Below are 20,248 nucleotides of genomic sequence, written 5' to 3'. Positions count from 1 at the left end.
TGAGAGCGGGATCACCCGCCGGAGGTCTCCCCGGCGTCCTCCCGCGAGGCCCCGGACAGCACCCAGGCGGTGCCGTCGGTGTCGTCGAGCCACCCCTCGGGCAGCGCGACCTTGGCGCGCGGCGAGCCCTGGCGTCCGCGCGGCGAGCCCAGCTCGGAGGCCGGGAACGGCTCGTCGGGGTCGAGGCGCCCGAGCAGCTCGTCGAGCTCGGCCAGCGAGCTGGTCATCGCCAGCGCCCGGCGCAGCTCGCCGCCGGCCGCGAAGCCCTTGAGGTACCACGACACGTGCTTGCGGAACTCCACGCACCCGCGCTCCTCACCGAGGTGCTTCGCGAGCAGCTCGGCGTGGCGGCGCATCATCGCAGCCACCTCGCCCAGGCGCGGCAGCGTCGCGGTCTCCTCGCCGGCGAACGCCGCCGCGAGGTCGCGGAACAGCCACGGCCGGCCCAGGCAGCCGCGCCCCACGACGACCCCGGCGGCCCCGGTCTGCTCGACCATCTGCAGCGCGTCGGCAGCCTCCCAGACGTCACCGTTGCCGAGCACCGGGATGTCGACGTGCTCGACGAGACGGGCGATCGAGTCCCAGTCGGCGTCGCCGGAGTAGGCCTGCGCCACGGTGCGCCCGTGCAACGCGATCGCTGCGCACCCCGACTCCTGGGCGATGCGTCCGGCGTCGAGGTAGGTGAGGTGGTCGTCGTCGAGGCCCTTGCGGGTCTTCATCGTCACCGGCACGTCGTACGGCGCGGCCGCGGCCACCGCGTGCTCGAGGATCGAGCCGAGCAGCCGACGCTTCCACGGCAGCGCTCCCCCGCCGCCCTTGCGGGTCACCTTGGGGACCGGGCAGCCGAAGTTGAGGTCGACGTGCGCCACGCCGTACTCCGCACAGAGGATCTCGGTCGCCTTGCCGACGTAGACCGGGTCGGTGCCGTAGAGCTGCACGGAGCGCACGGTCTCGAGCTCGTCGAAGACCAGCATGTCGAGGGTGTGGCGGTCACGCTCCACGATCCCGCGGCTCGTGATCATCTCGCAGACGTAGAGCCCCGCGCCCTGCTCGGCGCACAGCCGCCGGTAGGCGGCGTTGGTGATGCCGGCCATCGGGGCGAGCACCACGGGCGTCGGCACGTGGAGCGGGCCGAGGGTGAGTCCGCTCATGGGTCCATCGTCCCCGCTGCCCGCGGGCGGGCCGAAATCGTGGTCCCTCACGGTGGTTGAGGAGGTCGTGCAACGACCGTCTCGAAACCACTCCATCGGTCGAGTGGTTTCGAGACAGGACTTCGTCCTTCCTCAACCACCGGAACCGACCGGTGGTTGAGGAGGCCGGCTACGGCCGTCTCGAAACCACTCGACCACCGAGGCCCGACTCAGCCTCGGTTGCGCTTGACCTTCTCGATCGTCCCGGTCCAGGTGATCGGGTCGTACTCCTGCGAGGGGCGGAAGCTCACCGCGGTGAGCTGGCCGGCGGCGGGGACGAGGTAGACCGCGCAGACGTCGATGCTCTTGCCGGGCTTGAACTTCTTCGGGAAGGACCCCGGCTCGCAGGCGCTGAAGGCGCTGGCGAACGTCGTGGACTCGACCAGGACGTTGGCCGCGTCGACGGCGTAGAGCGGGACCCGGCGCCCGCCGAGGTCGCTCTCGCCGCGGTTGGTGACGGTGGCGCGGACGAAGTAGGGCGTCGAGCCCTTCTGCTCGTCCGTGAGCTGCCAGCCGGCGAAGGACCTCTTGATGGTGGTCTGCTCGATGCGCGTGACCGTGATGTCGAGGACGCCGACGAGGTCCTGGCGCGGCTGGTAGGCCACGGTCGCCGCCGCTCCCACGGTCAGCTGGCTGCCCTGGGCGGTCAGCTCGACGCCGGCGGGCACCGGCAGGGCCGGCACGCTCGGGGCGGCGCTCGTCGGGGCGGCGCTGCTGCTCGACGGCGCCGCCGGCGGCGACGAGGTGTCGATGTCGGGCCCGGCGCTGTCGCCCGAGCAGCCCGTCAGCAGCAGCACGCCCGCGGCGAGCAGGACCCCGGCGGCGGTCAGGCGGCTCGGCGCTGCTGCTGGCACCCCGTCACTGCGCACCGGGTCATTGTGCAGGCGCGCCACGCTCAGCAGCCGACGAAACGCTCGGCGAAGTACGACGTGATCTGGCCGAGGCCGACCCGCTCCTGGGCCATCGTGTCGCGCGAGCGCACCGTCACCGCGTCGTCCTCGAGGGTCTCGAAGTCGACGGTCACGCAGTACGGCGTGCCGACCTCGTCCTGGCGGCGGTAGCGGCGCCCGATCGCTCCGGAGTCGTCGAAGTCGACGTACCAGTTGCGGCGCAGCTCGGTCGCGAGGGCCTTGGCCTTGGGTGAGAGGTCGGCGTTGCGCGAGAGCGGGAGCACCGCGACCTTGACCGGCGCGAGGCGCGGGTCGAGCTTGAGCACGACGCGCTTGTCGACGCCGCCCTTGGTGTTGGGGGCCTCGTCCTCGTGGTAGGCGTCGACGAGGAAGGTCATCAGGCTGCGCGAGAGACCGGCGGCCGGCTCGATGACGTAGGGGACGTAGCGCTCGTTGGCGGCCTGGTCGAAGTACGACAGGTCGGTGCCGGAGTGCTCGGCGTGCGTCTTGAGGTCGAAGTCGGTGCGGTTGGCGATGCCTTCGAGCTCGCCCCACTCGGAGCCGGCGAAGCCGAAGCGGTACTCGATGTCGACGGTGCGCGTGGAGTAGTGCGAGAGCTTCTCCTGCGCGTGCTCGTAGTGGCGCAGGTTCTCGGGCTTGATGCCGAGGTCGGTGTACCACCGGGTGCGCTCGTCGATCCAGTACTGGTGCCACTCGGCGTCCTCGCCGGGCTTGACGAAGAACTCCATCTCCATCTGCTCGAACTCACGCGTGCGGAAGATGAAGTTGCCGGGAGTGATCTCGTTGCGGAAGCTCTTGCCGATCTGGGCGATGCCGAACGGCGGCTTCTGGCGCGAGCTGGTCACGACGTTGGCGAAGTTGATGAAGATGCCCTGGGCGGTCTCGGGGCGCAGGTAGTGCAGCCCCGACTCGTCCTCGACGACGCCGAGGTAGGTCTTGAGCAGGCCGGAGAACTGACGCGGCTCGGTCCACGCGCCGCGGGTGCCGCAGTTGGGGCAGGCCAGGGTCGACAGGTCGACCTCGTCGGGGTCGTCGAGGCCCTTGCGCTCGGCGTACTCCTCCTGGAGGTGGTCGGCGCGGAACCGCTTGTGGCAGCTCTGGCACTCGGTCAGCGGGTCGGAGAACGTCGCGACGTGGCCGCTGGCCTCCCACACCTTGCGCGGCAGGATGACCGAGGAGTCCAGCCCGACCATGTCGTCGCGCCGCTGCACCATGGTCTTCCACCACTGGCGCTTGATGTTCTCCTTCAGCTCCACACCGAGCGGGCCGTAGTCCCAGGCGGACTTGGTGCCGCCGTAGATCTCACCGCAGGGGTAGACGAAGCCGCGGCGCTTGGCCAGGGAGACGACGAGATCGACGGTGGATGCGGGCGCTTTGGCCACGGGTGCTCCCTGGGTGGTCACGGCCGGCTGGCTGCCGGTCTGGCGTTTGTGCTGACGGGTGGTGCGGAGCGCTCAGCCTACCGAGCGCGCGTCGTGGTCGTTGAGCACGGTGCCGGGCTCGACGACCTCGTAGGCGCTGGGCTCGTCGAGGGCGCGGCTGAGCAGCGGCACGGCGTGCAGCTTGACCTCGTACGACGACAGCGCGCGACGGTAGGCGCCGACGTGCTCCCATCGGGTCGTGAGCACCCACAGCTCCGGGTCGTCGAGGTTGCGCCCGACCTGTCCGGCGACGTACCCGGGCCGCTCGGCGAGCACGGCGTGGGCGGCCGCGATGCCCTCGCGGAAGGACGGCCCCTCGGCCTCGGGCACGCGGAAGCGACTGACGACGAGCACCCCGTCAGAGTAGGGGAGCCGAGATGCGCACAGAGTTGACAATGGTTCTCAACCTCTCTGAGAATCGTTCTCATGCGCCGCTCGACCGTCCCCGCCCTGCTCCTCGCCCTCCCCCTGACGCTCGCCGCGTCCGGGTGCGCGGCGTTCTCCGACGACCCGCGCAACGGCAGCGACGCCGGCTCGGGCGACGGGCCGGTCTCGGTGGCGGCGGCGTTCTACCCGCTCGCCTTCATCGCCGAGCGCGTCGGTGGAGACGACGTCACGGTCACCAACCTCACCTCCCCCGGTGCCGAGCCCCACGACCTCGAGCTGAGCGTGAAGGAGACCGCCGACATCGAGGGTGCCGACCTCGTGCTCATCGAGCACGGCCTGCAGCCGGCCGTCGACGACGCCGCCTCCCAGCTCGGTGGCGACCGCGTCCTCGACGCCACCGACGTCGTCGACCTGCTGCCCGCCTCGGCGGACGTGGTCGCCGAGGAGCACGCCGAGGAGGAGGGGCACTCCGACGAGCACTCCGAGGACGCGCACTCCGAGGGCGACGGTCACGACCACGGCGACCTCGACCCGCACTTCTGGCAGGACCCGACCCGGATGGCGACGCTGACGACCGCGGTCGCCGACCGCCTCGCCGAGATCGACCCCGACCACGCCGACACCTACCGCGCCAACGGCGAGGCGCTCGTCAGCGACCTGCAGGCCCTCGACACGGCGTACACCCAGGGACTGGCCAACTGCCAGCGCGACACGATCGTGGTCTCCCACGACGCCTTCAGCTACCTCGGTCGCTACGGCCTGACCGTCGAGGGCATCGCGGGCCTCTCCCCCGACGCCGAGCCCACGCCGGCCGACCTGCAACGGCTGCAGGAGCTCATCACGAGCGACGGCATCACCACGGTCTTCTCCGAGCGCCTGGTCAGCCCGCGCCTCGCGCAGAGCCTCGCCGACGACCTCGGCATCACGACCGCCGTGCTCGACCCGATCGAGGGGCTGAGCTCCGACACCTCCGACGAGGACTACCTTTCCCTGATGCAGGAGAACCTCGCCGCCCTCGAGCAGGCCAACGGCTGCTCGTGACCACCCCCGCCGTGCCACCGCCCATCTCCCTCGAGGACGGCGCCGTCGCCCTCGCCGGGCGACCCGTGCTGCGCGGGGTCGACCTCACCGTGCACAGCGGCGACTTCCTGGCCCTCATGGGCGCCAACGGCTCCGGCAAGTCGACCCTGGTGCGCGCACTGACGGGCCTGCTGCCGCTGACCCGGGGCCGCCTCGAGCTGTTCGGTACGCCGATCCGCGAGTTCGCGCAGTGGCGTCGCCTCGGCTTCGTGCCCCAGCGCGCCGGCGCCGCCTCGGGCGTCCCCGCGTCGGTGTGGGAGGTCGTGGCGTCGGGGCGGCTGACGCACCGGCGGCTGCTGCGTCCGCTGTCGCGGGCCGACCGGGCAGCCATCGACGAGGCGATCGAGGTGGTCGGGCTGCAGGACAAGACACGCGACGGCGTCTCGCAGCTCTCCGGCGGCCAGCAGCAGCGCGCGCTCATCGCCCGCGCGCTCGCCGGCCAGCCCGACCTGTTCTTCCTCGACGAGCCCACCGCGGGCGTCGACCTGCCCAACCAGGTCGCCCTGGCCGCCAGCCTCGGACGGCTCAAGGAGCGCGGGGCGACCGTGGTCCTGGTCGCCCACGAGCTCGGCCCGCTCGCGCCGCTCGTCGACCGCTCCGTCGTGATGCGCGACGGGCGGGTGGCCCACGACGGCGCGGCGCTCGCCGACCACGCGGTGCACCAGGCCGGCTTCGGCGACGTCCACGAGCACCACTGCGACGAGCCGGCGCGCCCGCGCAGGCGCGACCACCTGCCCGACGTCACCTCGCCGCTCGACCAGCCGCTCGACCGGAGAGGACGCCGCTGATGGACCTGCTCAGCCTGCCCTTCATGCAGCGGGCGCTCATCGCGGCGGTCGTCACCGGCCTCGCGGCGCCCGCCGTCGGCACCTACCTCGTGCAGCGTCGCCTCGCCCTCATGGGCGACGGGCTCGGCCACGTCGCCGTGACCGGTGTGGCCCTCGGCCTGGTCACCGGCATCGCCCCGACCTGGACCGCGGTCGTGGTCGCCGTGGTGGGCGCGGTCGTGCTCGAGCTGATCCGCGAGCGCGGCCACACCAACGGCGACGTCGCCCTCGCGCTGCTCTTCTACGGCGGTCTCGCCGGCGGCGTGCTGCTCACCGGCATCGGCGGCCAGAGCGCCGCGCGGCTCCAGCAGTTCCTCTTCGGCTCGATCACCACGGTCTCGGTCGCCGACGTGATCGCAGTGATGGTGCTCGCCGCGGTCGTCGTGGTGATCTGCGTGGGGCTCTCGCCGCAATTGTTCGCCGTGGCGCAGGACCAGGACTTCGCGCGGGTCGCCGGGCTGCGGGTGCGCGGCTACAACATGCTCATCGCCGTGCTGGCCGCCGTCAGCGTCACGGTGGCCATGCGCACCGTCGGGTTGCTGCTCGTCTCGGCGCTCATGGTGGTGCCGGTCGCGACCGCACAGCAGGTGACCCGGTCGTTCCGCACCACGCTGGCCGCGGCGATGCTGCTCGGCACCGTCGCCTCGCTCGGCGGCCTGCTGATCGCGGCGTTCCCGCCCGGCGACGTGCGCATCGCGCCGGGCCCGACGATCGTGCTGCTCGCGCTGGCCGGCTTCGCGCTCACCTGGCCGCTCGGGGCCTGGCTGCGCCACCGGCACCGGCTCGAGACGCCGTTCGCCCCGGGGGTCAACGTCGACCACGAGCTGGCCGGCGAGCACCCCCACGACCACGGCGACGACTGCGGTCACGTCGCCGTGCGCCACGGCGACCATCTCGACTACGTCCACGACGGGCACCGGCACGCCCGCCACGACGAGCACTACGACGAGCACTGACGGACGAGCAGTGGTGACCGAGACCGGCGCGATGCGCCCGACCCGCCAGCGCACGGCGGTCGTCGAGGCGCTGGAGACCTGCGGGGAGTTCCGCTCCGCCCAGGACCTGCACGACCTCCTGGGACGCCGCGGCGAGACCGTCGGGCTCGCCACCGTCTACCGCACGCTGCAGCGTCTCGTGGAGGCCGGCGAGGTCGACCTGCTGCGCACCGAGGACGGCGAGGCGATCTACCGCCGCTGCTCGACCACCCACCACCACCACCTCGTCTGCCGAGGCTGCGGGCGCACGGTCGAGGTCGAGGGGCCGGCGGTGGAGCGCTGGACCCGCGGGGTGGCCGCCGAGCACGGCTTCGTCGAGGTCAGCCACACCCTGGAGATCTTCGGGACCTGCGCGGCCTGCGCTGGTCGAGTCGGCTGAGCCTCAGTCGCCCGTCGGCGCGTCGTACGGCAGCCGCACCCGGAAGGTCGACCCGACGCCCTCGGCGCTCTCGACCTCGATGCGGCCCCCGTGGCTCTCGACGATCGCCTTGCAGATCGACAGCCCGAGCCCGACCCCCTGGATGGACTGCTCCGTCACGTGGCGCGAGCGGAAGAAGCGGCTGAAGACCTGGTGGCAGTCGCGGGGGCTGATGCCGATGCCGGTGTCGCGCACCTCGAGCTCAACGCCCCCGTCGGCCACCCCGAGGCACACCTCGACCCGCCCGTCGGGGCGGGTGTACTTCACCGCGTTGGAGACGAGGTTGTCGACGACCTGCGCCGTGCGCTGGGGGTCGACGCTGACCTCCAGACGCTCGGGCAGGTGCGTCTCGAGGCTCAGCCCGGCCCGCTCGAGGGCCGGGCGGGCCGCCTCGACGCAGTCGCGCACCAGGGCGGCGAGGTCGGTCGGGCGGCGTACGACGTCGACCGTCCCGCGCTCGGTCTGCGCGGTCTGCAGGAGGTCGCCGACGAGCCGGTCGAGACGGTCGACGTTGCGGCTGACGACCTGGAGCTGGTGGACGGCGTCCTCGGGGAGGTCGTCGCGCTCGAGCACGAGCGCGGTGAACCCGTGGATCGAGGTGAGCGGGGTGCGCAGCTCGTGGGAGACGAGCGCGATGAACTCCTCCTTGACCTGCAGGGCCCGCACCAGGTCGGTGACGTCCTTGTAGGCCAGGGCGGCCCCGGCGAAGCCGCCGTCCCCGTCGCGCACGGTGCGGGCCGAGACCGACAGCGCCCGCCGCTCGGCGCGCTCGCTGCCGATCCAGATCAGCTGGTCGTCGAACTCCTCGCCGCGCATGGCGCGTGACGTCGGCATGTCGTCGCGCTCGATGCCGGTCACGGCGTCCTCGTGGAAGACCTCGCCCAGACCGCCGGCGAAGCCGGCGTGACCGTCGGGGAACCCCACCGCCATGAACTCCTGGTGGCGGCGGTTGATCTGGACGTACCTGCCGTCCTCGTCGAGGAGCACGAGGCCGACGTCGACGCCGTCGAGGACCGCCTCGTTGACCCGGTGCTGGTGGGCCAGCGCCCCGCGTCCGGACCGCAGCTGCTCCAGCACGACGGCGACGAGCCAGGCGACCGCCACCGCCAGCACCCAGGCGAGGACGGCCCGCGACAGCCCGATGCCGGCGCCGAGACGGTGGTAGAGCAGCTCGGGGAGCACGACGAGCATCGCCACGGCGGCTGCGGTGAGGCCCACCCCTCGCCGGCCGCTGACGAAGCCGAGCCAGGCCGCCGGTGCGAGGACCAGGAGAGCGGTGCCACCGAGGTCGTCGAGGCGGCCGACGCCCACGACCGCGATGTCGGCCACCGCCACCGCCACCCGCCAGCGGTCGGGCAGACGCCGCCACGGCAGCAGCGCGACGACCGCGGCGATCAGGACGGCCGCGCCGGCCGCGACCCAGGGCCAGAGCGTCGACGTCGAGCCGCCGACGGCACGCAGCGCCAGGTCGAGCAGCACCAGCGCGGAGAAGCCCAGCTGAGGCAGTCGGGGGTCGCGCTCGACCAGCCACGACGACGGTGACCCGGTCACAGGTCGGCCCCTCACGGGGCCAGGGTGACAGGTGCGAGGCGCCGTCGGGGGCAGAACCGCTCAGCGCGTCGCCAGGGCCGCCCGGTCGATCACGGGCGCGGCGTCCTCCACGCGGCGGCGTACGCGCGGCGGCCGGGAGCCGACCAGCACCCCGGCCACGACGACGGCCCCGAGGGCGACCTCGCGCCAGGGCGTCGCCTCACCGAGGAGGACGTGGGCGGCGACCATGCCGACCACGGGCACCAGCATCGAGAACGGCGCGACCGAGCTCGACGGGTGGCGGGCCATCAGCGCCGACCAGATCACCTGGCCGACGAGCGTCGCGACCATCACGGTGAAGGCCAGGCCGGCCAGGGCCAGCAGCCCGGTGCGCGTGCCGAGGCCGGTGAAGGCGCCGGCGATGCGGTGCGGTCCCTCGACGAGCAGCGAGGCGAGAGCGAGCGGCAGCGGCGGCACCACCGAGACCCACAGGACCAGGCGCAGCGAGTCCGCACCCCGCGGCGGGCGACCGGCCGCGACCGCCTCGCGCCACGCCAGGCGGGACGCGAGGTTGCCGAAGGCCCAGCCGAGCCCTCCCAGCATGGTGAGCAGCACCGGCAGCAGCGTCGCGGCGCCGCCGAGCTCCGCCCGCGACGCGGCGATCCCGAGGAGCCCGGCGACCGCCACCAGGACCCCGGCGACCTGGCGTCCGCTCAGCCGCTCGTGCAGGAGCGCCGCGGCGAGCACGACCGTGAACGGCGCCGAGGACTGCAGCACCAGCGAGGCGAGACCGGCCGGCATGCCGACGGCCATCGCGACGTAGAGGAAGACGAACTGCGCGACGCCGAAGCCCGCGCCGTACGCCAGGAGCCAGCGCAGCGGCACCCCCCGCGGGCGGGGCACGAACAGCACGACCGGCACCGCGATCACCGTGAACCGCACCGCGGCGCACAGCAGGGGTGGGAACTGCTCGAGCGAGAGGTGGATCGCGACGAAGTTGAACCCCCACGTGACGGCGACGAGCAGGGCCAGGAGGCGGGCGGAGAGCGGCACGCGTCCACTGTGGGGCGCCGGAGACGGTGCAGTCCATCGACATCTGACACAGCGACCATGCAGTACGACTGCACGATCGGGCTGTGGGTGGGCCATGATGGGCGGATGGACGTGCGGGCGCTGGAGGCACTGCGGGCGGTGCGCTCGCAGGGCAGCGTCACCGGCGCCGCGGCCGTGCTGCACCTCACCCCGTCGGCCGTCTCCCAGCACCTGGCCTCGCTCGCGCGCCAGAGCGGGACCCCGCTCACCGAGCGGGTCGGCCGCGGTCTGCGGCTGACCCGGGCCGGCCTCGCCCTCGCCGAGGCCGCCGACGAGGTGGCGGTCGCGATGGCCCGGGCGCGCAGCGCCGTCCTCGACCAGCAGGAGGCGGCCACCGGGCTGGTCCGGGTCTCGGCGTTCTCCTCCGGGGCCGAGCTCCTGCTCCCCGGTCTGCTCACCCGGCTCGCCGGCACCGGCGTCGAGGTGGAGTGCAGCGACGAGGACGTCGCGCTGCACGACTTCGCCCCCCTCACCGACCGCATCGACGTCGTCATCGCCCACCGGCCCGAGGGCGAGCCCGCCTGGGTCGGTGCGCCGGGCGTGCGCGTCGTACCCCTGCTGCGCGAGCCCCTCGACGTCGCGGTCGGCCTCGGTCACCCCCTCGCGCAACGCGGCGACGGCGGCGTGCGCCCCACCGACCTCGCCGACGAGCGCTGGATCACCGTCAAGGAGGGCTTCCCGGTCGGGGAGGTGCTGCGCGCGGTGCTGAGCACCGAGGCCGCCGCACCCCGCGTCGTCTCCCGGATCAACGACTTCCACGTCGTGCTCGAGCTGGTCGCGGCCGACCACGGCATCGCCCTGCTCCCCCGCTACACCTGCGGGCGCCACCCCGGCGTCCGCCTGCTCCCCCTCCGCGGCGTCCGCGCCGCCCGCCGGATCGACGCCCTCGTCCGCGCCGACACCGCCGAGCGCCCCGTCGTGCGCCGCGTCCTCGACGAGCTCTCCGCTCTCGCCGCCGAGCTGGCCGCCTGAGGCCTGCGCCGGGGGCCGTGTGCTCGACAGTCGAACATCCGGGACGCCAGCACGTCCCGAAAGTTCGACTGTCGACGCCGGGTCAGAGGCGGAGGGCGTCTGTGCAACATCGGGGCCGTCAGACGACACGGATGTTGCACAGACCGACCGACGACCCCCGACAGGTGGCCGCGTCATCGACAGTCGAACATCCGGGACGCCAGCACGTCCCGAAAGTTCGACTGTCGACGCCAGGGGCGGAGGGTCAGGCCTTGCCGTAGCGCCGACTCCGGGCGGCGTAGGTCTCGATGGCCGACCAGAGGTGGCGGCGGTCGACGTCGGGCCAGAGCACGTCGGTGAAGACGAACTCGCTGTAGGCCGCCTGCCAGAGCATGAAGTTGGAGAGCCGCTGCTCACCGGAGGTGCGCCAGACCAGGTCGGCGTCGCCGAGGTCGGGGAGGTAGAGGTGGCGGGCGAAGGTGCGCTCGTCCACCTTGTCCGGGTTCAGCCGACCGGCGGCGACCTCGCGGGCGATCGAGCGCGCGGCGTCGGCGAGCTCGGCGCGGCCGCCGTAGTTGACGCACATGGTGAGGGTGAGGACGTCGTTGTCGCGCGTCAGCTCCTCGGCGACCTGCAGCTCCTTGATGACCGAGCGCCACAGGCGCGGGGCACGCCCCGCCCAGCGCACGCGCACGCCCAGCTCGTGCATCTCGTCGCGCCGGCGGCGGATGACGTCGCGGTTGAAGCCCATGAGGAAGCGGACCTCCTCGGGCGAGCGGGTCCAGTTCTCGGTCGAGAACGCGTAGGCGGAGATGGCCTTCACGCCGATCTCGATGGCGCCCTCGACCACGTCGAAGAGCGAGCTCTCCCCCTCCTCGTGGCCCCGAGTGCGCGGCAGCCCCTGCTGCTTGGCCCAGCGGCCGTTGCCGTCCATGACGATCGCGACGTGGCCCGGCACCAGCGAGCGGGGCAGGTCGGGAGGCGTCGCACCCGACGGGTGCGGGGTCGGGGGACGGACGCTGCGGGTGCTGCGGGGGCTCACGCGGGCACGCTAGCGCGGCCCGGGACTCACCGCTCGACGTAGGCCAGCGAGCGCAGCCCGCGCTCGACGTGCCAGTGCAGGAACGCCGAGACGAGCCCCGTCGCCTCCTTGCGGTGGCGCGGGTCGGCTGCTTCGACCACCGGCCAGTCGCCCGCCAGCAGCGCACCGAGCAGCGCGACCGTCTCGGCTGCCGGGCTCACCGAGCCGGGCACGCGACAGGTCGTGCACAGCATCCCGCCGTACGACGGGTTGAACCAGCGGTGCGTCGCCCCGGGCGCCGGCAGCGTGCCGCAGCGCGCACAGGCGTCGAACGACGGCGCGTAGCCCGCGACCGCGAGCGAGCGCAGCAGGTAGGAGTCGAGCACCTGGCCGGGGCCCCGCTCGCCGCCGACCATCGCGCGCAGCCCGCCCACGAGCAGCAGGAACTGCTGGGTGGAGGGCTGCTTCTCCTCCACCACGAGCCGCTCCGCGGTCTCGAGCATCACGGTGCCGGCGGTGTAGCGCTCGTAGTCGGCGCCCAGTGCGGAGGCGAACGGCGTGTGCGTCTCGGCCTGGGTGATCGTGTCGAGGTTGCGGCCCTCGGCCAGCTGCAGGTCGACGTGGGTGAACGGCTCGAGCCGCGAGCCGAACTTCGACGACGTGCGCCGCACCCCCTTGGCCACCGCGCGGACCCGTCCGTGGGCGCGGGTCAGCAGGGTGACGATGCGGTCGGCCTCGCCCAGCTTGTGGGTGCGCAGGACGATCGCCTCGTCGCGGTACAACGGCACCCGACCAGTCTCCCCCGCCGCGGGTAGTACGCGACGTTCCGCACCCCCGGACACGCCGCCCGCCGTACGTCACCCGCGTGCGGAAGGTCGCGGGCTATCCCTGGCGGAGCACCTCGGCGGGCGTGGCCCAGCACTCGAGCGCGAACTCCGCCGCCTCGTGGTCGAGCCGCTCGGGCCAGACCCGCCACTCGAGGATGCTGCGGGCGCGCACGAAGCGCGCGTTGGGCATCTCGTCGGCGAGCATCGCCGCGTCGGCGGCGGGGTGGATCGGGTCCGCGGGGTGGCCGACGACGAGCGCGGGCACGCGCAGCTCGCGACGGCGCCGCGAGGGAGGGGCGATGCGGCCGAAGAAGATGCCGTGCACGACGGCGGCCAGGGAGTCGGAGCGCTGGTCGAGGGTGTCGAGGACGATCCCGGTCCAGAACGGCACCAGCCCGCGGGGCACGGGGCGGGTCAGCGCCCGCAGGGCGTCGACGCTCCACGGCACGAAGCGGGCGGCGAACATCAGCGGCGCGAAGGCGAGGATGCCCGCCTCGACGGCGTTGTCGAGGACCGGCATCTCGCAGATCAGGCCCCGCACGCGCTCGGGCGCGAGGTCGGCCACCTCGAGCGAGACGTTGGCCCCGAGCGAGGTGCCGCCGATGACCGCCTGGTCGGCCCCGAGGTGGTCGAGCAGGGCGACGACCTGCTCCGCGAACGCCGTCATGGAGTAGACGAGCGGGTCGGCGGGCCGATCGGAGCGGCCGTGGCCCAGCAGGTCGAGGGTCACGACGTGCAGGCCGCGAGAGGCGAGCGCGCGCGCCAGCGGCTGCTGCATCCGGCGCGGCATCAGCTGGCCGTGCAGCAGCACCACCCACTGCTCGCCCGCGCCGTACTCGGTGTACTCCAGGCGGTCGCGCCCCGAGCCCGCGTCGACGAACAGCTGTCCGATGCGTTCAGAGACCAGCACGTTGCCGAAGGTAGCCGAAGTTCCCACGCCCGGGGGCCCGCGTGCACGAGACTGACCGCGTGAGCACCGGCCCGACGAGCGGCGACGTGCGCGCGCCGTCGTGGCGCACGCTCCTGCTCCTGCTCGTGGGTGTGTACGTCGCCGGGCGCGGCGCGGTGTTCTTCAAGCCCGACGGGTTCCCGATCACGACGTTCTGGCCGGCGACGGCGTTCTGCGTCGCGACCTTCGCCCTCAGCCCGGCGCGCCGGTGGCCGGCGCTGGCTCCCGCGGTGTTCGTCGTCAGTGTCCTGGCCAGCGTGACGGGTGGTCGCGCATGGGACTTGTCGATCGGCTTCGGGGTCACCAACACCGTCGAGGCCGGCGTCGCGGCCCTGCTGCTGACCTCCGCCGGGCGCCGGGCGGCGCGGCTCGCGTCGCAGGAGGACTTCCTGCGGCTCCTGGCGACGGCGCTCGTCGCCGCCGCGGTGCTCAGCCTGAGCGCCGCGAGCGTGGTCCGGCTGCTCGGCGCCGGTGACTTCTCGGCCACTGTCGAGTCGACCTTCGCCTCGCACGTCGCCGCCCTGATGACGCTCCTGCCGCTCCTCCTCGTCCTCGGTGACGAGCCCCGCCCGCCGCGCCGGGGGGTCGAGCTCGCCGCCCAGGTGTCGGTCCTGGTGGCGACCACCGTGCTCGTCTTCGCCTTCCAGCAGACCGCACCGATCGCCATCGCGCCGGTCGTCGCGCTCAGCTGGGCCGCCCTACGGCTCGGGCTGCCCGTCCTGACCGCCGAGCTCGGGATCTTCGCCGTCGTGGCCTCGCTCCTCACCGCGCACGGCCAGGGCCCGTTCGCGACCGCGCTGGCCGGCAGCGACCTGCGCCCGCTGCTGGCCGCCGCCCTCGGGCAGGGGTTCCTGGCCTGCGCCGCCCTGCTCGTCCTGCCGCTGTGCATCGCCGCCGAGCGCAACGCCGCCCTCGTCGAGCGGATCACCTCCGACTCGCTGCTCTTCCGCCGCAACTTCACCGAGTCGCTCGTCGGCATGGCCTTCGTCGAGCCGGCCGCCTCGGGCCGCGAGCTCGTGGTCGTCGAGCTCAACGACACCGCAGCCGGCGTGCTGGGCGGCACCGAGGACGACCTCGTCGGCCGCCGGCTCGGCGACCTGGTTGAGCTCGGACCTGACTACCACGCGGCGCTCCCCCGCCTGCTCCGCGGCACCCAGCACGGGTGGCGCACCGAGGCGCCGCTGCGCCCCCCGCGCGAGGGCCGGGTCGACCTGCTCCTGTCGCCCCTGAGCGAGCCGGGCAGCACGCCGTTCTTCGCCGTCCAGCTGCTCGACGTCACGACGGCCTACACGGCGCGCCGGGCCCTCGAGGTCGCGCAGAAGCTCACCAACGCCACGCTCGACACCACCAACTGCATCATCCTCGTCACCGATCTCGAGGGCGTGGTCGTGCGCGTCAACGCCGCGACCGAGCAGATCACCGGCTACACCGAGGCCGAGCTGCTCGGACGCCAGGTCTGGGACACCGGCATCGCCCCGCCCGAGGCCCGCGACCTCCGGGCCCTGCTCGACTGGCTCGACGACTCCGACCGCACGGCCTCCCACGAGGCCGACGCCGTGACGCGCTCCGGTCAGGCGCTGCGCATCGTCTGGAACTCCGACGTCGTCCGCGACGAGCTGGGCCGCCCGTCGTACGCCGTGATGACCGGCATGGACGTGACCGACGAGCGCACCACGACCGGCCTCGTCGACCACCTCATGGAGGCCTCCCAGTCGACCGCGATCATCGGCATCGACACCGCCGGACGGATCAGCGTGGTCAACAGCGGCACGGCCCACCTGCTCGGCTACGAGCGCGAGGAGCTCGTGGGGGTGCCGTTCCACCGCCTCCTCAAGCCGACGGAGCTGCTCGAGCGCACCGGCGCCGAGAGCGTCGAGGACGCCTTCGACATCCTGGTCCGCGGCCTGGGCCGCGACGGCGAGACGCAGGCGCGCGACTGGACCTGGCTGACCCGCACCGCCGGCGAGCAGCTGGTCTCGATGACCCTCTCGGTCGCCCAGGACTCGCTGACCGCCCGCACCGGCTACCTCTGCGTCGCCCGTGACGTCACCGAGCAGCGGCACAGCCAGGAGGTGCTGATCGCCGCTCTCGACAAGGAGCGCGACGCCGTCGACCGGCTGCGCTCGCTCGACCAGGCCAAGAACGAGTTCGTCTCGACCGTCTCGCACGAGCTCCGCACGCCGGTCACCTCCATCGTCGGCTACACCGAGATGCTCCGCGACGGCTCGATCGTCGAGCCGCTGCCGGACCAAGTGCCGCTGCTCGACTCGATCGGGCGCAACGGTCAGCGCCTCATCGCGATGATCAACGACCTCCTCATGCTCTCGGGTCTCGACGCCCGCACGGTGCACTGGCGCCACGACCCGGTCGACCTCGCGGCGACCCTGACCTCCGTCGAGGACGCAGTGCGCCCCCTGGTCGGCCGCCGCCGCCTCGCCCTCGACGTACGCCGGCCCGCGGACGCCGTGCCGGTGCTCGGCGACCGGGCGCAGCTCGAGCGGGTGATGGTCAACCTGCTGTCGAACGCCGTGAAGTTCACCGAGGACGGCGGCACGGTCACCCTGGAGATGGGCGTCGAGGCCGGTGAGGCCGTCGTGCGGGTGCGCGACACCGGCATCGGCATCCCCGTCGCCGAGCAGGGTGCCCTGTTCGAGCGGTTCTTCCGCTCCACCACCGCCCAGAGCCGCCAGATCCAGGGCACCGGGCTCGGGCTGTCGATCGTCTCCGCCATCGTGTCGGCGCACGGCGGGAGCATCGAGGTCGAGTCGGCCCACCTGGAGGGCTCGGTCTTCACGGTGCGGCTGCCGCTCGCCGACCTCGGTCCGTCCCGGTCGGCAGGGTCCCGGGTCGTCGAGCCCGCGGGATAGTTTGGACGGCGTGAGCACCTCGCTGCCGATGTTCCCGCTCAACGCGGTGGTCTTCCCCGGCGTGAGCGTGCCCCTGCGGGTCTTCGAGGACCGCTACCGCGCGCTGGTCCACCACCTGCTGCGTGTCGAGGACCCGACCCAGCGCCTGTTCGGCTCCGTCGCGATCCGTGAGGGCTACGAGGTCGGCGAGCACGGCTCGCAGTCGCTGTTCCGGGTGGGTTGCCGGGTGCAGCTCACCGAGGTCGAGGCGCTGCCCGACGGCAGCTTCGACGTCGTCGCGGTCGGTCTCGACCGCATCGAGCTCGAGCGCCTCGACACCACCGGCCCGTTCCCCCTCGGCCAGGTCGTGGACCGTCCCGAGCAGAGCGCTCCGGTCGCCGAGGCCCTCCTGCAGCAGGCCCGCTCGACGTTCACCGCCTACCGCGCCGCGCTCGCCGAGATCAGCGTCGATCCCTACTCCGGCAGCCTGCCCCGCGACCCGTCGTACCTCTCCTGGACGCTCGCGGCCTGCGCCCCGCTGCCGCTGCAGGAGCGCCAGTCGCTGCTCGAGGCCGAGGACGCCACCGAGCGGCTGCAGCTGGTCACCGACCTGCTGCGCACCGAGCTCCGGGCGATGAACGTGCTGCCCTCGCTGCCCGCGACCGAGGTCGCCCGCACGAGGTGGAACCCCAACTGACCCCCGCGGTGACCGCGCTGCGCGCCGCCGGCGTGGAGTTCACGCTGCGCGAGTACACCCACGACCCCTCGGCGGAGAGCTTCGGGCTGGAGGCGGCCCGCGAGCTGGGCCTCGACCCCGACCGCGTCCTCAAGACGCTGCTCGCCAACGCCGACTCGCGCCTGGTCGTCGCGGTCGTGCCCGTGAGCGGTCGACTCGATCTCAAGGCCCTCGCCCGCGCCGTCGGTGCCGGGCGTGCCGTCATGGCCGACCCGGCCGCGGCCCAGCGGGCCACCGGCTACGTCGTCGGCGGGATCTCGCCGTTCGGCCAGAAGCGACCCCACCCGACCGTCGTCGACGAGAGCGTCGAGCTGTGGGACACCGTCTTCGTCTCCGGCGGGCGCCGCGGGCTCGACCTCGAGATCGCCCCGGCCGACCTCGTGGAGGTGACCGGGGCGATCGTCGCCGACATCGGCCGGTGAGCCGACCCGCCGCCCGGTGGTTGAGGAAGGACGAAGTCCTGTCTCGAAACCACCTCCCGCGTGAGTGGTTTCGAGACGGCGCTGGCGCGCCTCCTCAACCACCGGAGGGCAGGGACCGTCTCGGGACCACCCGCCGTCAGTCCGTCGAGACGCGGAACACCCCGTGGGCGACGTCGCCGTCGACCCAGGAGCTGGCGCCCAGCGCACCGAGCGGCTCGAGGTTGTCGAAGAGCTCCTGCTGCTCGCCGAGCCCGTCGACGCCCTGGAGCAGCCCCTCGACCTGGTCGAGGTCGACGAAGAAGACCACGGACGCGTCGTCCGCCTCCGGCACCACGGCCCGGAACGCCTCGTCGTCCCCGAGGTCACCGTCCTCCAGCAGCGCCTCGCGGTAGGTCTCGCTCGGGCCGATCGCGACGGTCCCGTCGCTCTCGCTGGAGTCGAGGAACGTCGCCGCCGGGCCCGCCTGGGCCTGGAGCTTGGCCAACACCTCGGTGATGTCGTCGGCGTCGCCCTGCACCTTGAGCCCGATCGGCACGTCGGCGCCGTCGGGTGAGTCGAGGAGCGTCTCGGGGTCGAAGCCCGCACCGAGGGCCAGCACCGCGGAGTCGCCGGCGAGCTTCTCGGCGTCCTCGGGCAGGTCGAGCCCGCTGGCCTGCGACATCGTGTCGATCAGCTCCTCGGGCGAGAGCCCGGCGGAGGAGGCGAAGCGCTCGACGACCTTGGTGAACCAGTCGTCGCCGAACCCGAGGCCGTACGCCGCCACCGTGTCGGCCGGGAGCGAGGTCACGGCCTCGGCCGTCCCGTCCGCGCCGCTGAGACCGAACTGGTCGGCCAGGGAGCCGTCGGAGGCGGCCTCGAACTCCAGCGCACCGTCGGAGAACCGGATGGTCGCGGCCGCGCCCTCGAAGTCGCGCAGCATGCCGAGCACCTCGTCGGGCAGCTCGGCGCTCGAGCCGGTGCTCTCATCGGAGCACTCGTCGTAGCTCAGGTCCAGTTCGCTGCTGTAAGCGCTGCTGCCGTCCCCGAGCGTGTCTCCGCCGTAGGCGAACGTGTCGTCACCGTCGAGGCTGCCGGGCACTCCGCCCGAGAGGCCGGGCACACCCCCGCCGAGCCCGCAGGCCAAGTCGGATCCGGCCAGGCCGCCGAGCGCGTCCGGGTGGTCGGCGAGGTAGTCGCCCACGGCGGGAGCGGCGTACATCGACACGATGCCGGCGTCGCCCGCCTCCCCGGTCCAGCGCTGGAAGTCGGCGTCGTCGGCCAGGGACTCCTCGCCGGCCCGCTCGAGCACGTCGAAGGCGACGTCCTCGTTCTCCGCGACGACGGCCCAGTCGCCCTGGACGACCAGAGCGCCCTCGTCGCCACCACCGCCGCACTCCTTGATCGCGGCGAAGCCCTCGCGGGCGGCGCCGGCGTCGGTGACCTGCACGACGAAGACCGGCACCGGCTCGTCACCGCTGCCGGTGACGGCGGCGACCGCGGCCCGGTCGCCGAGCCAGGGCTCCACGTCGTCGGACCAGTCGAGCCCCTCGCAGGGGCTGCCGCCCTGGATCTTCTCGAACAGCCATTCGCGCACGTCCTCGTCGCTGTCGATCCCGACGGCGTCCTCGAAGGCCGGGAACTTGTTGAGGGTGCGCAGCGCCTCGATCTTCTGTCCCCCGCTGGGGTCGAGGTCGATGCTGACGTAGCCGAGGGTGTCGGCCGGGAGGGCCTGGGCGGGCTGGTCGCCGGTCGCCATGAAGCTGTAGGCGGCCCACGCGCCGACCCCGGCGGCGACGAGGCCGAGCGCTCCTCCGCCGACGATCAGGCCGCGCTTCAGACCACTGCGACGCGGCCCACCGGACGGTGCCGGCGCGCCACCTCCGCTGGTGAGGTACTCCGGCGGCGGACCACTCGGCGGACCACTGGGCGGACCACTGGGCGGGCCGGGCGGCGGGGGCGGGACAGAGCTGGACACGTGGCCTCCGGTGCGACGTCGTGGTCTGCCGGGTCGGGCAGGGCGTGGACGGGGGTCGGACGCGCGGAGCCTACCCAGGGGTTCCGTCGTCGAACCGACGAGACGACAAGGATTCCTTGAACTCCGGGTGGTCGCCCGCGTGGCGTCGTCCCGTGGTCGTGAACCAGGTGATGGTGACGGCGACGACCGCGCCGAGCGGGAAGGCGAGGCGCGGTGGCCACTGCGGCACCCGGAGGTCGCCGGGCAGGCGCGTGCCGTCGGGGCTGGTGCGGGCCAGCGCGTCCGGGTCGGGAGGGCCGAGGTGCACGCCCACCCGCAGCATGAGCCAGCCGGCCAGGGCGGAGCCGACGACCACGGCGGCGAGGGTCGCGATCTCGGAGCGGTCCGCGACCACGGCGGCGACGAGGCCGAGGACGACCCCGGCCACGACGGCGATGGCGACGTACCACCCGGTGCCGGCGAACTGGTCGCGCAGACCGGTCTCGTCGGTGAACCACTGGCCCTGCGACACGACTCCCGACGGGGCGTGCCAGAGCCGGTGCCACAACCACCCGCAGCCGGCACCGGCCGCCGCGAAGACGGCCACGACCGCGAGCACCTGGACCACGACGACCCGGCCCGTTCCGCGCCGCGCCGGCGAGAGCCGCTCCCCGGGTGCCGGGGACGGCCCGACGCGTGCGTCAACCACGGG

General features: G+C 73.3%; 19 protein-coding genes. 8 read left to right on the top strand and 11 right to left on the bottom strand.

What is annotated here, in order from left to right; genetic code table 11:
* Window positions 1-11: 11 nt before the first annotated feature.
* The 4 genes from dusB to GRQ65_RS15040 all read right to left on the bottom strand — a co-directional run bounded on the left by dusB (window position 12) and on the right by GRQ65_RS15040 (window position 3,876).
* Window positions 12-1,151, bottom strand: coding sequence for a tRNA dihydrouridine synthase DusB (gene dusB, locus GRQ65_RS15055; RefSeq protein WP_160878801.1), 1,140 nt, complete (start codon window positions 1,149-1,151; stop codon window positions 12-14).
* Between the two features lie 209 nt (window positions 1,152-1,360).
* Entirely contained in the window at window positions 1,361-2,059 is a 699-nt protein-coding gene (locus tag GRQ65_RS15050) for a hypothetical protein (RefSeq protein ID WP_160878800.1), read from the bottom strand.
* Between the two features lie 26 nt (window positions 2,060-2,085).
* Entirely contained in the window at window positions 2,086-3,483 is a 1,398-nt protein-coding gene (locus GRQ65_RS15045; RefSeq protein ID WP_160878799.1) for a glycine--tRNA ligase, read from the bottom strand.
* Between the two features lie 72 nt (window positions 3,484-3,555).
* Window positions 3,556-3,876, bottom strand: coding sequence for an antibiotic biosynthesis monooxygenase (locus GRQ65_RS15040; protein WP_160878798.1), 321 nt, complete (start codon window positions 3,874-3,876; stop codon window positions 3,556-3,558).
* Window positions 3,877-3,948: 72 nt separating this feature from the next.
* Between GRQ65_RS15040 and GRQ65_RS15035 the strand changes: the two genes are divergently transcribed.
* Genes GRQ65_RS15035 through GRQ65_RS15020 form a run of 4 tightly spaced genes read left to right on the top strand, consistent with a single transcriptional unit; the run spans window position 3,949 to window position 7,190 of the window.
* Entirely contained in the window at window positions 3,949-4,950 is a 1,002-nt protein-coding gene (locus tag GRQ65_RS15035; protein ID WP_160878797.1) for a metal ABC transporter substrate-binding protein, read from the top strand.
* Window positions 4,947-5,777, top strand: a complete 831-nt coding sequence (locus GRQ65_RS15030) for an ATP-binding cassette domain-containing protein (protein WP_160878796.1) — start codon at window positions 4,947-4,949, stop codon at window positions 5,775-5,777. The genes GRQ65_RS15035 and GRQ65_RS15030 overlap by 4 nt, the downstream gene beginning before the upstream one ends.
* A complete protein-coding gene (locus GRQ65_RS15025; RefSeq protein WP_160878795.1) occupies window positions 5,777-6,772 on the top strand; it encodes a metal ABC transporter permease in 996 nt (331 codons plus the stop codon). The genes GRQ65_RS15030 and GRQ65_RS15025 overlap by 1 nt, the downstream gene beginning before the upstream one ends.
* A gap of 31 nt (window positions 6,773-6,803) precedes the next feature.
* Complete coding sequence (locus GRQ65_RS15020; RefSeq protein WP_160878906.1) at window positions 6,804-7,190, top strand: Fur family transcriptional regulator; 387 nt, start codon at window positions 6,804-6,806, stop codon at window positions 7,188-7,190.
* A 3-nt stretch (window positions 7,191-7,193) separates the two neighbouring features.
* Here the strand turns inward: GRQ65_RS15020 and GRQ65_RS15015 are convergent, their stop codons facing one another.
* Together GRQ65_RS15015 and GRQ65_RS15010 are read right to left on the bottom strand one after the other, a co-directional pair.
* The gene (locus GRQ65_RS15015; RefSeq protein WP_160878794.1) at window positions 7,194-8,780 is read right to left on the bottom strand and encodes an ATP-binding protein; all 1,587 of its coding nucleotides are present in this window, start codon (window positions 8,778-8,780) and stop codon (window positions 7,194-7,196) included.
* A 60-nt stretch (window positions 8,781-8,840) separates the two neighbouring features.
* Window positions 8,841-9,812 (bottom strand): EamA family transporter, encoded by a 972-nt coding sequence (locus GRQ65_RS15010; protein ID WP_160878793.1) that lies wholly within the window; start codon window positions 9,810-9,812, stop codon window positions 8,841-8,843.
* Window positions 9,813-9,917: 105 nt separating this feature from the next.
* Here GRQ65_RS15010 and GRQ65_RS15005 point away from each other — a divergent pair, with 105 nt between their 5' ends.
* Window positions 9,918-10,823 carry a LysR family transcriptional regulator gene (locus tag GRQ65_RS15005; RefSeq protein ID WP_160878792.1) on the top strand — a complete coding sequence of 302 codons (906 nt, stop codon included), beginning with the start codon at window positions 9,918-9,920 and terminating at the stop codon, window positions 10,821-10,823.
* 244 nt (window positions 10,824-11,067) lie between these two features.
* Here GRQ65_RS15005 and GRQ65_RS15000 read toward each other — a convergent pair whose 3' ends face one another.
* The 3 genes from GRQ65_RS15000 to GRQ65_RS14990 form a co-directional block, all read right to left on the bottom strand.
* A complete protein-coding gene (locus GRQ65_RS15000) occupies window positions 11,068-11,844 on the bottom strand; it encodes an isoprenyl transferase (protein ID WP_160878791.1) in 777 nt (258 codons plus the stop codon).
* A gap of 26 nt (window positions 11,845-11,870) precedes the next feature.
* Window positions 11,871-12,611 carry a DNA repair protein RecO gene (gene recO / locus GRQ65_RS14995; RefSeq protein WP_160878790.1) on the bottom strand — a complete coding sequence of 247 codons (741 nt, stop codon included), beginning with the start codon at window positions 12,609-12,611 and terminating at the stop codon, window positions 11,871-11,873.
* A gap of 94 nt (window positions 12,612-12,705) precedes the next feature.
* The gene (locus GRQ65_RS14990; RefSeq protein ID WP_337191757.1) at window positions 12,706-13,560 is read right to left on the bottom strand and encodes an alpha/beta fold hydrolase; all 855 of its coding nucleotides are present in this window, start codon (window positions 13,558-13,560) and stop codon (window positions 12,706-12,708) included.
* A gap of 59 nt (window positions 13,561-13,619) precedes the next feature.
* Here GRQ65_RS14990 and GRQ65_RS14985 point away from each other — a divergent pair, with 59 nt between their 5' ends.
* The 3 genes from GRQ65_RS14985 to ybaK are packed head-to-tail and all read left to right on the top strand — an operon-like array spanning window position 13,620 to window position 17,603.
* The gene (locus tag GRQ65_RS14985; protein WP_160878789.1) at window positions 13,620-16,466 is read left to right on the top strand and encodes a PAS domain S-box protein; all 2,847 of its coding nucleotides are present in this window, start codon (window positions 13,620-13,622) and stop codon (window positions 16,464-16,466) included.
* A 10-nt stretch (window positions 16,467-16,476) separates the two neighbouring features.
* The gene (locus tag GRQ65_RS14980) at window positions 16,477-17,142 is read left to right on the top strand and encodes an LON peptidase substrate-binding domain-containing protein (protein WP_160878788.1); all 666 of its coding nucleotides are present in this window, start codon (window positions 16,477-16,479) and stop codon (window positions 17,140-17,142) included.
* Complete coding sequence (gene ybaK / locus GRQ65_RS14975; RefSeq protein WP_160878787.1) at window positions 17,127-17,603, top strand: Cys-tRNA(Pro) deacylase; 477 nt, start codon at window positions 17,127-17,129, stop codon at window positions 17,601-17,603. Before GRQ65_RS14980 ends, ybaK begins: the two co-directional genes overlap by 16 nt.
* 136 nt (window positions 17,604-17,739) lie before the next feature.
* On the opposite strand, the gene GRQ65_RS14970 is transcribed toward ybaK, so the two are convergent.
* Both GRQ65_RS14970 and GRQ65_RS14965 read right to left on the bottom strand, forming a co-directional pair.
* The gene (locus GRQ65_RS14970; RefSeq protein WP_160878786.1) at window positions 17,740-19,557 is read right to left on the bottom strand and encodes a hypothetical protein; all 1,818 of its coding nucleotides are present in this window, start codon (window positions 19,555-19,557) and stop codon (window positions 17,740-17,742) included.
* 70 nt (window positions 19,558-19,627) lie between these two features.
* On the bottom strand, window positions 19,628-20,245 hold the full coding sequence (locus tag GRQ65_RS14965) for a hypothetical protein (protein ID WP_160878785.1): 618 nt from the start codon (window positions 20,243-20,245) through the stop codon (window positions 19,628-19,630).
* Window positions 20,246-20,248: the final 3 nt, after the last annotated feature.

This window comes from Nocardioides flavescens, from assembly GCF_009823805.1.
Lineage (GTDB): Bacteria > Actinomycetota > Actinomycetes > Propionibacteriales > Nocardioidaceae > Nocardioides > Nocardioides flavescens.
Note: the sequence above shows the minus strand (reverse complement) of the source record. Positions and strands in the feature narration are given on the sequence as shown.